Source organism: Pseudomonas sp. PNPG3, assembly GCF_023093815.1.
In the GTDB taxonomy this organism is placed as follows: domain Bacteria; phylum Pseudomonadota; class Gammaproteobacteria; order Pseudomonadales; family Pseudomonadaceae; genus Aquipseudomonas; species Aquipseudomonas asiatica.
This window is the reverse complement of sequence record NZ_JALLKV010000032.1, coordinates 14,125-27,610: the sequence shown is the minus strand read 5'-3', so window position 1 is coordinate 27,610 and position 13,486 is coordinate 14,125. Positions and strand designations below refer to the sequence as shown.

General features: G+C 63.4%; 11 protein-coding genes. 3 read left to right on the top strand and 8 right to left on the bottom strand.

Going from position 1 to position 13,486, the window contains the following annotated elements:
* Positions 1-11: 11 nt before the first annotated feature.
* From MJ643_RS19555 to tkt, 8 genes are all read right to left on the bottom strand, one after another.
* The gene (locus tag MJ643_RS19555; protein ID WP_169774740.1) at positions 12-512 is read right to left on the bottom strand and encodes a M48 family metallopeptidase; all 501 of its coding nucleotides are present in this window, start codon (positions 510-512) and stop codon (positions 12-14) included.
* A 39-nt stretch (positions 513-551) separates the two neighbouring features.
* Positions 552-2,678 (bottom strand): EAL domain-containing protein, encoded by a 2,127-nt coding sequence (locus MJ643_RS19550; RefSeq protein ID WP_023661310.1) that lies wholly within the window; start codon positions 2,676-2,678, stop codon positions 552-554.
* Between the two features lie 261 nt (positions 2,679-2,939).
* The gene (gene fba / locus MJ643_RS19545) at positions 2,940-4,004 is read right to left on the bottom strand and encodes a class II fructose-bisphosphate aldolase (protein ID WP_015272054.1); all 1,065 of its coding nucleotides are present in this window, start codon (positions 4,002-4,004) and stop codon (positions 2,940-2,942) included.
* A gap of 100 nt (positions 4,005-4,104) precedes the next feature.
* Positions 4,105-4,434, bottom strand: coding sequence for an MliC family protein (locus tag MJ643_RS19540; protein ID WP_023661309.1), 330 nt, complete (start codon positions 4,432-4,434; stop codon positions 4,105-4,107).
* Positions 4,435-4,513: 79 nt separating this feature from the next.
* The gene (locus tag MJ643_RS19535) at positions 4,514-4,765 is read right to left on the bottom strand and encodes a hypothetical protein (RefSeq protein WP_003257743.1); all 252 of its coding nucleotides are present in this window, start codon (positions 4,763-4,765) and stop codon (positions 4,514-4,516) included.
* Entirely contained in the window at positions 4,765-5,928 is a 1,164-nt protein-coding gene (locus tag MJ643_RS19530) for a phosphoglycerate kinase (protein ID WP_024087831.1), read from the bottom strand. The genes MJ643_RS19535 and MJ643_RS19530 overlap by 1 nt, the downstream gene beginning before the upstream one ends.
* A gap of 12 nt (positions 5,929-5,940) precedes the next feature.
* On the bottom strand, positions 5,941-7,002 hold the full coding sequence (epd, locus tag MJ643_RS19525; protein WP_013974502.1) for an erythrose-4-phosphate dehydrogenase: 1,062 nt from the start codon (positions 7,000-7,002) through the stop codon (positions 5,941-5,943).
* A 150-nt stretch (positions 7,003-7,152) separates the two neighbouring features.
* Positions 7,153-9,150 (bottom strand): transketolase, encoded by a 1,998-nt coding sequence (tkt, locus tag MJ643_RS19520; RefSeq protein ID WP_013974503.1) that lies wholly within the window; start codon positions 9,148-9,150, stop codon positions 7,153-7,155.
* A 229-nt stretch (positions 9,151-9,379) separates the two neighbouring features.
* On the opposite strand from tkt, the gene MJ643_RS19515 reads away from it, so the two are divergent.
* From MJ643_RS19515 to ligB, 3 genes are all read left to right on the top strand, one after another.
* The gene (locus MJ643_RS19515; RefSeq protein WP_023661307.1) at positions 9,380-10,372 is read left to right on the top strand and encodes a metalloregulator ArsR/SmtB family transcription factor; all 993 of its coding nucleotides are present in this window, start codon (positions 9,380-9,382) and stop codon (positions 10,370-10,372) included.
* 18 nt (positions 10,373-10,390) lie between these two features.
* Positions 10,391-11,581: a methionine adenosyltransferase gene (gene metK / locus MJ643_RS19510; RefSeq protein WP_015272060.1), complete on the top strand. Its 1,191-nt coding sequence runs from the start codon at positions 10,391-10,393 to the stop codon at positions 11,579-11,581.
* A 145-nt stretch (positions 11,582-11,726) separates the two neighbouring features.
* Positions 11,727-13,427, top strand: coding sequence for an NAD-dependent DNA ligase LigB (ligB, locus tag MJ643_RS19505; RefSeq protein ID WP_169774741.1), 1,701 nt, complete (start codon positions 11,727-11,729; stop codon positions 13,425-13,427).
* Positions 13,428-13,486: the final 59 nt, after the last annotated feature.

The following is a 13,486-nucleotide window of genomic DNA, read 5'->3' as shown; positions in this document are numbered from 1 at the left end:
CTGCGTGGTCCTTAACAGTTGCCCGGCAGCTCCCGATAGGTCAGGTAGACGCGCAGGTCGAATTCCAGTTGGTGGTAGTCCGGCTCCATGTGCTGGCAGAGCTGGTAGAACGCCTTGTTGTGGTCGCGCTCGCGCAGGTGTGCCAGTTCGTGCACCACGATCATGCGCAAGAACTGCGGCGCGGCCTCCTTGAACAGCGAGGCAATGCGGATTTCCTTCTTCGCCTTGAGATTGCCGCCCTGCACCCTTGATATCGCCGTATTCAGGCCCAGGGCCCGATGGGTCAGGTCGAGACGATTGTCGAACAGCACCTTGTCCAGGTTGGGCGCGCTGCGCAGGTATTGCTGGCGCAAATCCTGGGCATAGCCGTACAACGCCTTGTCGTTCTGCACGTCATGGCGGTCGGGGTAGCGGCGCTGCAGGTACTCGCCCAGGCGGTCGCTGTCGATCATCTGCCGCACTTGCTGCTGCAGGTGCGGCGGATAGGCTTGCAAATATCGTAATACGGTCATGGCGCTGCATTCGGTGTAACGAATGCCGATTCTAGCCAATCATGGCCCCGGCCAGGAGAAAATCGCCGGGAAGCTGCTGGCATCCGTGGCGGTCATCGGGTAAGCCACCAGGAACCCCTGCACGTACTCACAGCCATTGGCTTTGAGCCAGGCTGCCTGAGCCGGGGTTTCCACCCCCTCGGCGATCACCGTGATGCTGTAGTCGAGGCACAGGCCGATGACGCTGCGCACCAGCGCGGCATCCACCACCGAGTCGGGCAAGCGCGCCACCAGGTGGCGGTCGAGCTTGAGGGTATCGATCGGCAGGTCGCGCAACATGCGCAACGAACAGTCGCCGGCACCAAAGTCATCCAGCGCCACCCGCACACCCAGCTCGCGCAAGCGGTGTATCTGTTTCACTGCCGCATCGATGTTGTACATCAGCGAGGTTTCCGCCACTTCCACTTCCAGCTGCGCCGGGTCCAACTGGTAAAGCTGGATGACCCGGTGCAGTTCGTCGACCAGGCTGGGCATGGCGAACTGCGCGCGGCTCAGGCTGATACCCAGCACCAGGTCCGCCGAGAAACGCTGGCACCAGGCCTGGCGCTGTGCCGCGCCCTGGCGGTAGATCCAGCTGGCCAGGCGGTTGATCAAGCGCGCCTCTTCCAGCAACGGGATGAACAGCCCCGGCGGTACGTCGCCGACACTGGGATGCTGCCAGCGCAACAAGGCCTCGAAGCCACGCAGGCGGCCATCGATGAAGCCGACCTGCGGTTGATAAACCAGAGTGAAGTCTTGCTGCTCCACGGCCATGCGTACGCTGTCCTCGAGCATCAGCCGCGAACGTGCCCTGCCATTGAGTTCCTGATCGTAGAAGCGATATTGCTGGCGCCCGGCCTGCTTCGCTGCGTACATCGCCGCATCGGCCGCGCGCAGCAGGCCTTCGACATTGGCCCCGCAATCCGGATAAGTGGCGATGCCAATGCTCACCCCAAGGCTCACATCCAGCCCTTCCACCTGGTGGCTGATGGAAATGCGTTCCAGCAACCGCTCGGCATAGCGCCCGGCCTGCTCCGGGTAAGGCAGGCTGTCGAACAGTGCAGTGAACTCGTCCCCGCCCATGCGCGCCAGCAGCGCTTCACTGCCCAGGCAATCCTTGAGCTGTTCGGCCACCCAGTGCAGCACCCGGTCGCCCGCGTCGTGGCCGAGCGAGTCGTTGATACGTTTGAAGCCGTCCAGATCCATGTACATCAGCGCCTGCGCCTTGTCCGAGCGCTCGTTGCGCAGCAGCGCACCTTCGGCGGCCTGGTAGAACCCGCGGCGGTTGAGCAGGCCGGTAAGCGGGTCGGTGACGGCCTGGTACTCCAGCTGCTGGTGCAGGTTGCGCACCACCGACATGTCCAGCACGGTGACCACCATGGCCTGTTGCTCGGACGGCAGTGGAGCACAGGACAACGCCACCGGCACCAGCTCCCCGCCAAGCGTACGCAGTTGGGCATCGTGAACGCGGAAGATGCGCCCCCCCAGGTAAGCCTGGTAGAACTCCGACTCGTTCCACAAGCAGGCACTGGCCAGTTGCACCAAATCGAGCAGATGGGCGCCCTGCAACTGCTGGACTGGCGCTGACAACAAACGGGAAATGGCCGGGTTGGCAAAGCTGATGATGCCTTGGGCATCCACCACCAGAATGCCTTCGGCAGCATTCTCCAGGATCGACGCGTTGAACGCCCTGGCCGTTTCCAGCTCACGGGTCAGGCGCTGCAGCATGCGCCGATTGCGCTGCTGGTCGAGCAGGGCCTGGACCTTGGGTTTGAGAATTTGCGGGTCGAACGGTTTGAACATGTAGTCCACGGCGCCACTGGCGTAGCCCTTGAGCACGGCCGCTTCGGACTGTTCATTGGCAGTGAGGAAAATGATCGGAGTCAGCCGGGTGCGCTGGCTGCCGCGCATCAGTCGGGCGACTTCGAAGCCGTCCATCTCCGGCATCTGTACATCCAGCAGCACCAGGTCGACATCGTGCTCGAGCAAAGCACCCAGGGCTTCCATCCCCGAGTTTGCCGTCAACACCTGCCAATCCTGACGGGCCAGCAATGCCCGCATGCTGATGAGGTTTTCGGGGTAATCGTCTACCACCAGAAGAACCGAGTTGCCATCCAGTGGCTGAGGGTGAGGTTGAGCGCCATCCATGCTGCTTCTCTATTATGTGACCGACTTCAAAATACGGTTGGATCCACTAGTACTCTAGACCTGAGCGGATAACACGCAATGCAATCAGAACGCTATCAGTGCCTCAATTCTACGGTAGCCGACTAACGGTCGCTCTGCCGGGAATATGTACCGCCCTCTTCGCAAGCATGCCGGCAAAGAGGCCTACACCGAGGCAAAGTTCTAACACCCAAAAATGAAAAAACCCGCATCGCTGCGGGCTTTTTCATTAATACCAGAAGATCAGTTGACCTTGGCGGCCAGTTCACCTTTCAGGTAGCGCTGGTACATGCCTTCCAGGGAGATCGGCTTGATCTTCGAGGCATTGCCAGCGGTGCCGAAGGCTTCGTAACGAGCGATACACACGTCACGCATGGCCTTGATGGTTTCACCGAAGAACTTGCGCGGGTCGAACTCGCTCGGGTTCTGCGCCATCAGGCGGCGCATGGCACCAGTGGAAGCCAGACGCAGGTCGGTGTCGATGTTGACCTTGCGCACGCCGTACTTGATACCTTCGACGATTTCCTCGACCGGTACACCGTAGGTTTCCTTGATGTCGCCGCCGTACTGGTTGATGATCGCCAGCCACTCTTGCGGCACCGAGGACGAACCGTGCATCACCAGGTGGGTGTTGGGGATGCGCTTGTGGATTTCCTTGATGCGGTCGATGGCCAGCACGTCACCGGTTGGTGGCTTGGTGAACTTGTAGGCACCGTGGCTGGTACCGATGGCGATGGCCAGGGCGTCGACCTGGGTCTTCTTGACGAAGTCGGCAGCCTCTTCCGGGTCGGTCAGCATCTGGCTGTGGTCCAGCACGCCTTCGGCGCCGATGCCGTCTTCTTCACCGGCCATGCCGGTTTCCAGCGAACCCAGGCAGCCCAGCTCGCCTTCTACCGAAACACCGCAGGCGTGCGCCATGGCAACGGTCTGCTGGGTAACGCGAACGTTGTATTCGTAGTCGGTCGGGGTCTTGCCATCTTCACCCAGCGAGCCGTCCATCATCACCGAGCTGAAGCCCAGCTGGATCGAGCGCTGGCAGACGTCAGGGCTGGTGCCGTGGTCCTGGTGCATGCACACCGGGATATGCGGGAATTCTTCGATGGCCGCCAGGATCAGGTGACGCAGGAACGGGGCACCGGCGTATTTGCGGGCACCGGCCGAAGCCTGGACGATCACCGGGGAGTCGGTCTTGTCGGCCGCTTCCATGATGGCGCGCATCTGCTCGAGGTTGTTGACGTTGAAAGCTGGTACGCCGTAACCGAACTCGGCGGCGTGGTCCAGCATCTGGCGCATGCTAATGAGTGCCATTGTGTATCTCTCTCCCGACAAGCGTCGTTTGTTTCGTGCAAGCCTGCCGCAGGGGCGGTTGCTGTTCAAGTAGTGTGGGCCACCCTCGCGGCCCGGCCAGTCACGGTGCCTTGCAGCCCCGCCCAATCAGATCGTTGGTTGCCACCCAGTACACCAGGCCTTCTTCGCCCTTGGTATGGAAGGCCAGCATGCCATCGCTGTACAGCACACCCGAGGCACCCGGCTCGGCCTTGAGCCGGTAGACCTGGTCGCCGCCACCAAGGCGCACATCGACCTGATCGCGCTGCGCATCGGCGAAGCGCCACAGCACTTCAGCCTGAGTGTCGCAGACCCAGCGGGTCCAGTCGTCTGCCGGAGCGGGTTGCGCCGGCTTCAGCAGCGAGCATCCTGCCAGTGTCGCCAGGGCCGTCACGGCCAAAAGCGCTTTCATTCAGTTTCCTCGATTTGGGGCTGCACAGCGGCCCCTACCTCAAGACCACAAATCAGCCTTCGGGTTGCCTGTTACCCGATCAAGGGCAACCAGGCGCCTTGCGCTGGTGGTCTTCGTCGTACTTTTCCAGGCCTTCCGGGCCCACGCGCTTGCTGATGACCGGCACGGTCTCGGCCTGCCACTCGGACTGGTAGCAACCGCCCTTTGGCGGCTGCGCCGGGTCGGTATCCGAGGCCGGGCTGCCGGCGCATGCGCTCAGCAGGCCAGCCAGCATCATCACAGGCAATTGCTTGACCATCAGGCCGCTCCCTTTGCCAAGCGCCGACGTCATCAGGCCTTGGCCCGCTCTTCCAGGATCGCCACGGCCGGCAGTACCTTGCCCTCGACGAACTCGAGGAAGGCGCCACCGCCGGTAGAAATGTAGGAGATATCGGCGCCAACGCCATATTTGTCGATGGCAGCCAGGGTGTCACCGCCACCTGCGATGGAGAACGCGGCGCTGTCGGCGATGGCCTTGGCCAGCACCTTGGTGCCGTTACCGAATTGGTCGAACTCGAACACGCCGACCGGGCCATTCCACAGGATGGTCTTCGACGACTTCAGCAGCTCGGCGAAATTGGCTGCGGTTTGCGGGCCGATGTCCAGGATCATGTCGTCAGCGGCAACGTCGGCAATGGCCTTGACGGTGGCTTCGGCGCTCTCGGCGAACTCCTTGGCAACCACCACGTCGACCGGCAGAGGCACGCTGACCTTGGCAGCGATGGCCTTGGCGGTATCGACCAGGTCAGGCTCGTACAGCGACTTGCCTACCGGGTGGCCGGCTGCGGCCAGGAAGGTGTTGGCGATGCCGCCACCAACGATCAGCTGGTCGCAGACCGAGCTCAGGCTGTTCAGCACGTCCAGCTTGGTGGAGACCTTGGAGCCGGCAACGATGGCTGCCATCGGCTTGGCCGGGGCCTTCAGGGCCTTGCCCAGGGCATCCAGTTCGGCTGCCAGCAGCGGGCCGGCAGCAGCGACTTTGGCGAACTTGGCAACACCATGGGTCGAACCTTCGGCACGGTGGGCAGTACCGAAAGCGTCCATGACGAACACGTCGCACAGGGCGGCGTACTTCTGCGCCAGCTCGTCGGCGTTCTTCTTCTCGCCCTTGTTGAAACGCACGTTCTCGAACAGCACCAGGTCACCAGCCTTGACCTCGACACCGTCCAGGTAGTCGGCTACCAGCGGCACGTCGCGGCCCAGGGCCTTGCTCAGGTAGTCGGCGACCGGCTTGAGGCTGTTCTCGGCAGAGAACTCACCCTCGGTCGGGCGGCCCAGGTGCGAGCAGACCATTACCGCTGCACCCTTCTCCAGGGCCAGCTTGATGGTCGGCAGCGCTGCCAGGATACGCGCGTCGCTGGCTACCACACCGTCCTTCACAGGCACGTTGAGGTCTTCGCGGATCAGTACGCGCTTACCTTGCAGGTCGAGGTCGGTCATCTTCAACACGGTCATGAATGCAGTCCTTCAGGGCTGTTTGTTGCGGGTTGGGTGGACGACGTGCAGATAGTGTTCGGCAACGTCGAGCATACGGTTGGCGAACCCCCATTCGTTGTCGAACCAGGCCAGCAGGTTCACCAGGCGGGGGCCGGAAACACGGGTCTGGCTGGCATCGACGATCGCCGAATGCGGGTCATGGTTGAAATCACAGCTGGCGTGGGGCAACTCGGTGTAGGCCAGCAAGCCTTTGAGCGGGCCTTCCAGCGCCGCCTCGCGCAGCACCCGGTTGACTTCGGCCGCACTGGTATCGCGGGCGGTCTGCAGGGTGATATCCAGGCACGAGACGTTGACGGTCGGTACGCGTACCGCTTTGGCCTGGATTCGCCCGGCAAGTTCCGGAAGCAGGCGCTCGATGCCACGCGCCAGACCAGTGGATACCGGGATCACCGACTGGAAGGCCGAACGCGTGCGGCGCAGGTCTTCGTGGTGGTAGGCGTCGATCACCGGCTGGTCGTTCATCGCCGAGTGGATGGTGGTGATCTGCACATACTCGATGCCGAATGCCTGGTCCAGCACACGCAGCAGCGGCACGCCGCAGTTGGTAGTGCAAGAGGCGTTGGACACCAGGCGCTCGTTGCCGGTCAGGCAGGCCTGGTTGACGCCGTAGACCACCGTGGCATCGACATCGGCCTCGCTGGCCATCGGCTGCGAGAACAGCACCCGAGGCGCGCCGGCGTCGAGGAAGCGCTGGCCATCGGCGCGGGTGTGGTAGGCGCCGGAGCACTCCAGCACCAGGTCGATATCCAGGGCGGCCCAGTCGATGCCTTCGGGGGTGGCACTGCGCATCACCTTCACGCAGTCGCCATTGATATGCAGACAGTCGCCATCGACCTTCACCTCACCGGGGAAACGCCCGTGGGTGGAGTCGAAGCGTGTCAGGTATTCCAGGCTGGCCTGGTCGGCCAGGTCGTTCAGCGCGACGATCTCGAAACCGGCCTTTGCCCCCCGCTCGAACAGCGCGCGCAGGACACAGCGGCCGATACGGCCATAACCGTTGAGTGCAACTTTGTAGGGACGCAGGTGGGGCATAGGTAGCTCTTGAACTCCGGCAGTTGAACGGGGCCGCTGCGCAGCCCATTCGCGGCACAAGGCCGCTCCTACAGGGGACGGCGTACGCAATACCCTGTAGGAGCGGCCTTGTGCCGCGAACGAGGGCCAGAGGCCCTCGCCTTCCTTGTATCAGTCTTCCAGCAGCTCTTCGGCAGTACCGAGGATGTTCTCCAGGGTGAAACCGAACTCTTCGAACAGTGCCGAGGCCGGCGCCGACTCACCGTAGGTGGTCATGCCGATAATACGACCTTCCAGGCCGACGTACTTGTACCAGAAGTCGGCGTGAGCGGCTTCGATGGCGATACGCGCACCTACTTCCAGCGGCAGCACGGACTGCTTGTAGGCAGCGTCCTGGGCATCGAACACGCTGGTGCACGGCATGGAAACCACGCGCACCTTGCGGCCTTGTTCGGTCAGCTTGGCGTGCGCCTGAACAGCCAGGCCCACTTCGGAACCGGTGGCGATCAGGATCAGCTCAGGCTCGCCGGCGCAGTCCTTGAGCACGTAGCCGCCGCGGCTGATGTCGGCGATCTGCTGGGCGTCGCGGTCCTGGTGCTGCAGGTTCTGGCGCGAGAAGATCAGCGCCGAAGGGCCGTCCTTGCGCTCCAGGGCGTTTTTCCAGGACACGGCGGATTCCACCGCGTCGGCTGGGCGCCAGGTGTCCAGGTTCGGCGTGCTGCGCAGGCTGGTCAGCTGCTCGATCGGCTGGTGAGTCGGGCCGTCTTCGCCCAGGCCGATGGAGTCGTGGGTATAGACGTGGATCACGCGCTGCTTCATCAGTGCCGACATGCGCACGGCGTTGCGGGCGTATTCCATGAACATCAGGAAGGTCGCGCCGTAAGGCACCAGGCCACCGTGCAGGGCAACACCGTTCATGATGGCGGTCATGCCGAACTCGCGAACGCCGTAGAACACGTAGTTGCCGCTGGCGTCGTTGGCTTCGACACCCTTGCAACCCTTCCACAGGGTCAGGTTGGAACCGGCCAGGTCTGCCGAACCGCCGAGGAACTCCGGCAGCAGCGGGCCGAAGGCATTCAGGGCGTTCTGGCTGGCCTTGCGGCTGGCGATGGTCTCGCCCTTGGCGGCCACTTCGTTGATGTAGGCCTGGGCTTTCTCGCTGAAATCGGCAGGCAGGTCACCGGCGGCTCGGCGCTTGAACTCGGCAGCCAGCTCCGGGTAGGCCTTGGCGTAGGCGTCGAAGCGCTGGTTCCATTCGGCTTCGGCCTTGGCACCGGCAGCCTTGGCGTCCCACTCGGCGTAGATCTCGGCCGGGATTTCGAACGGGCCGTGGTTCCAGTTCAGTTCCTTGCGAGCCAGGGCAATTTCGTCGTTGCCCAGCGGTGCGCCGTGGCAGTCTTCCTTGCCCTGCTTGTTTGGCGAGCCGAAACCAATGATGGTCTTGCAGCAGATCAGGGTCGGGCGATCGCTCTTGCGGGCGGTCTCGATGGCGGTCTTGATCTCGTCGGCGTCATGGCCGTCGACGTTGCGGATCACCTGCCAGTTATACGCTTCGAAGCGCGCCGGGGTGTTGTCGGTGAACCAGCCGTGCACTTCGCCGTCGATGGAAATGCCGTTGTCGTCATAGAAGGCGATCAGCTTGTTCAGGCCCAGGGTGCCGGCCAGCGAGGCGACTTCATGGGAAATGCCTTCCATCATGCAGCCGTCGCCGAGGAACACGTAGGTGTGGTGGTCGACGATGTTATGGCCATCACGGTTGAACTGGGCGGCGAGCACCTTTTCGGCCAGGGCGAAGCCCACGGCGTTGGCGATACCCTGGCCGAGCGGGCCGGTGGTGGTCTCGACGCCTGGGGTGTAGCCGTATTCCGGGTGGCCCGGGGTGCGGCTGTGCAGCTGGCGGAAGCCTTTGATGTCATCGATGGTGACGTCGTAGCCGGTCAGGTGCAGCAGCGAGTAGATCAGCATCGAACCGTGGCCGTTGGACAGCACGAAGCGGTCACGGTCGGCGAAACTCGGGTTGCTCGGGTTGTGCTTCAGATAGTCGCGCCAAAGCACTTCGGCGATATCCGCCATGCCCATGGGGGCACCTGGGTGGCCGCTGTTGGCCTTTTGCACGGCATCCATGCTGAGGGCACGAATGGCGTTGGCACGTTCACGACGGCTGGGCATCGCTGATCTCCTAGGGGGCTTGAATAGGTGGTGTCACAAAAAAGGCGGCCATTTTCGCCCACTGGGGGGGCTTGGGGCAATGACGTATGGTCACAGTCGGGGGATTTTCCTGCGATTGGCATTCAATTCGGGAGTAAAACCGGGCGAACCATCCCGCTCATCACTCAATATCAAAACTTTTTGATATTGCCCTTGCTAGGGCAACGATGCCTGTCTAGACTGCCGCACCATGAACCTCCGCGCGCAATCGATCCCCGAGCAACGCGAAGCATTGGCTGCCCTGTGCAAAGCCAGTGGCGACGAGTTGCGCCTGAACGTATTGCGCGCCCTGGCCAACGACTCGTTCGGCGTGCTGGAGCTGGCGCAGATCTTCGATGTGGGCCAATCGGGCATGAGCCACCACCTGAAGGTGCTGGCCCAGGCCGAGCTGGTGGCGACCCGCCGCGAGGGCAATGCCATCTTCTACCGCCGCGCCTTGCCCGACAGCCTGCGCCTGGGCGGTCGGCTGCACGCGGCGCTGCTCGAAGAGGTGGACGACCTGACTCTTCCGCCTGACGTGCAGGCGCGCATCGCCCAGGTGCAGCAACGCCGCGCAGCCACCAGCCAGGACTTCTTCCTGCGCGTGGAAGAGAAGTTCCGCGCCCAGCAAGACCTGATCGCCGGCCTGCCGCAGTACCGCGAAAGCCTGCTGGCGCTGCTCGACAAACTGAATTTCGACCCGGCCGCCAGCGCCCTGGAGGTCGGCCCCGGCGACGGTGGCTTCCTGCCCGACCTGGCCCGGCGCTTCGCCCAAGTCACCGCCCTGGACAACAGCCCGACCATGCTTGAACTGGCGCGCCAGGTGTGCAAGCGCGAAGGGCTCGACAATGTGAACCTGCAGTTGGCCGATGCACTGGGTGCAACGGATGTGGCCGCCGACTGCGTTGTGCTGAACATGGTGCTGCACCATTTCAGCGACCCGGCCCTGGCCTTGCGCCAGCTGGCCAAACGGGTGAAGGCAGGCGGCAGCCTGCTGGTAACCGAACTGTGCAGCCATGACCAGGGGTGGGCGCGCGAAGCCTGCGGCGACCTGTGGCTTGGCTTCGAACAGGACGACCTGGCCCGTTGGGCCAACGCCGCCGGGCTGGCCCCCGGGGACAGCCTGTACGTGGGCTTGCGTAACGGTTTCCAGATCCAGGTCCGCCATTTCCAGCGGACGGCTGGCGACATACAACATCGGTAAATTTCAGGAACCTTCGAGATGAGCGAATACTCCCTTTTCACCTCCGAGTCCGTGTCCGAAGGGCATCCGGACAAGATCGCCGACCAGATTTCGGACGCCGTCCTTGATGCCATCATCGCCCAGGACAAATACGCTCGCGTAGCCTGCGAAACCCTGGTCAAGACCGGTGTCGCCATCATCGCCGGCGAAGTCACCACCTCCGCCTGGGTCGACCTGGAAGAGCTGGTGCGCAAGGTCATCATCGACATCGGCTACAACAGCTCCGACGTCGGTTTCGACGGCGCCACCTGCGCCGTGATGAACATCATCGGCAAACAGTCGGTGGACATCGCCCAGGGCGTCGACCGTTCCCGCCCGGAAGACCAGGGCGCCGGTGACCAGGGCCTGATGTTCGGCTACGCCAGCAACGAAACCGATGTGCTGATGCCAGCGCCGATCTGCTTCTCGCACCGTCTGGTCGAGCGCCAGGCCGAGGCGCGCAAATCGAAACTGCTGCCATGGCTGCGTCCGGACGCCAAGTCGCAGGTCACCTGCCGTTACGAAAATGGCAAGGTGGTCGGTATCGACGCCGTGGTGCTGTCGACCCAGCACAACCCTGAGGTTTCGCAGAAAGACCTGCAGGAAGCCGTGATGGAGCTGATCGTCAAGCACACCCTGCCTGCCGAACTGCTGCACAAGGGTACCCAGTACCACATCAACCCGACCGGCAACTTCATCATCGGTGGCCCAGTGGGTGACTGCGGCCTGACCGGGCGCAAGATCATCGTCGACTCCTACGGCGGCATGGCCCGCCATGGTGGTGGCGCGTTCTCCGGCAAGGACCCATCCAAGGTCGACCGTTCCGCCGCCTACGCCGGCCGCTACGTGGCCAAGAACATCGTCGCCGCCGGCCTGGCCGAGCGTTGCGAGATCCAGGTGTCGTACGCCATCGGCGTGGCCCAGCCGACCTCCATCTCGATCAACACCTTCGGTACCGGCAAGGTCTCCGACGACAAGATCATCCAGCTGGTGCGCGAGTGCTTCGACCTGCGTCCTTACGCCATCACCACCATGCTCGACCTGCTGCACCCGATGTACCAGGAAACCGCTGCCTACGGCCACTTCGGCCGTACCCCGCAGCAGAAGACGGTCGGCGACGACACCTTCACCACCTTCACCTGGGAGCGTACCGACCGCGCCCAGTCGCTGCGTGACGCTGCCGGCCTGTAAGCTTCCTACAGCGCCAGGCGAAAGCCCCTGCCGAGCAATCGGCAGGGGCTTTTTTGTGACATATGGGCTGACAAACGCTGCATGGCGACCCGCACGCTACCTGCCTAGGCTGAGGGCTCCCACCCGCCATGCAAGGATGCTGGCCATGCCGCTCATGCTGCTTTTCGCCCTACTGTTGACGTTGAATGCTCCCCTGGCCCGTGCCGCCACATGTCCCACCTGGAACCCGCAACAAGTCGAGGCTGAAGTGAGCCGACTGCGCGCCACGCTTGCCCGCTGGGACGACCATTATCATCGTCAGGGCATCGCATTGGTGGCTGATGAACTATACGACCAGAGCCGCCAGCACCTGGCGCACCTGCAGCAATGCTTTGGCATCACGACTACCCCGTCCCCGCTGGCCAGCGCTGGCGGGCCAATTCCGCATCCGGTGCCGCACACCGGCGTCGACAAGCTGGCCGACCGTCAGGCTGTAGAACGCTGGCTGGCCGGCAAGGCAGATGTATGGGTGCAACCAAAGGTCGATGGCGTAGCGGTCTCCCTCATCTACCGTCAGGGCCGGCTGGTGCAGTTGATCAGCCGGGGGGACGGCGTGCAGGGGCACGACTGGAGCCGCCACATCCCCCTGCTCGTCGAAATCAATCGGCAGCTGCCCCAGGCCATTGACCTGCAACTGCAGGGCGAACTGTACCTGCGCCTGGACGCGCATGTGCAAGCCCGGGCAGGCAGCGCCAACGCCCGAGGGACAGTAGCCGGGCTGCTGGCTCGCAAGCAGCTGGGTCGTGAGCAAGGTGAGCGCATCGGCCTGTTCGTGTGGGACTGGCCGCAGGGCCCCGAGCAGCAGGCCGAACGCCTCGCGAAGCTGGCGGAACTGGGTTTTGCGCACAGCCAGGATTACAGCGTCGCCATAGAAACAGCAGACGATGCAGCGCACTGGCGCGAGTACTGGTACCGCTCACCCCTGCCCTTCGCCACCGATGGCGTTGTGTTGCGCCAAGGCGTCCGGACTCCGTCCGAGCGCTGGCAGGCCAAGGCGCCCTACTGGATCGCGGCGTGGAAGCACCCGTACACGCAAGCCTTGGCCGAAGTGCGCGAAGTACGCTTCCGCGTCGGCCGTACCGGCAGGGTTACGCCAGTCTTGCATGTACTGCCGGTTACCCTGGATGACCGGCGAATCACCCAGGTGAGCCTGGGATCGCTGGCACGTTGGCGCAAGCTCGACATCCGCCCCGGTGACCAGGTGGCCGTCAGCCTTGCCGGGCTGACCATCCCACGCCTGGAGCAAGTGGTGCACCGCGCCGCCGAGCGCCAACCGGTGATCGCACCAGCGCCCGGCCAGCATCATGCCCACAGTTGCTGGCAGATCAGCGAAGGCTGCGAGGACCAGTTCATTGCCCGCCTCACCTGGCTCAGCGGCAAGCAGGGGCTGGCCCTGCCGCGCACCGGCCCTGGTACCTGGCGCCGACTGGTGGCTGCCGGGCTGGTGACCTCGATGACCGACTGGCTGCATCTGGATGCCGAGCGCCTGGCCCAGGTAGCGGGTATCAGTGACACAACGGCTGCGCAGTTGCTGGGCAGTTTCGACCAAGCTCGCTCACGGCCCTTTGCCCAATGGCTGCGCGGGCTTGGCGCGCCTACACCCACCAGGATGCAGGTAACAGGCGACTGGCTGGAGCTGGCTGCCCGCACGAGTCTTGAATGGCAAGCCATGCCCGGTATCGGCGAAAAGCGCGGAGAACAGCTTGCTGGTTTTTTTGCAACCACCGAGGTTCAAGCCATTGCAACGCAACTGGCGACGGCAGGGATCGACGGATTCCGGATCGACAGGCAAAGCATCGAGCAATGATTATTTACCAATTTACCTGTAGGAAAATCCCGAGATTAAGCCGGAAAACCCCAACAAGG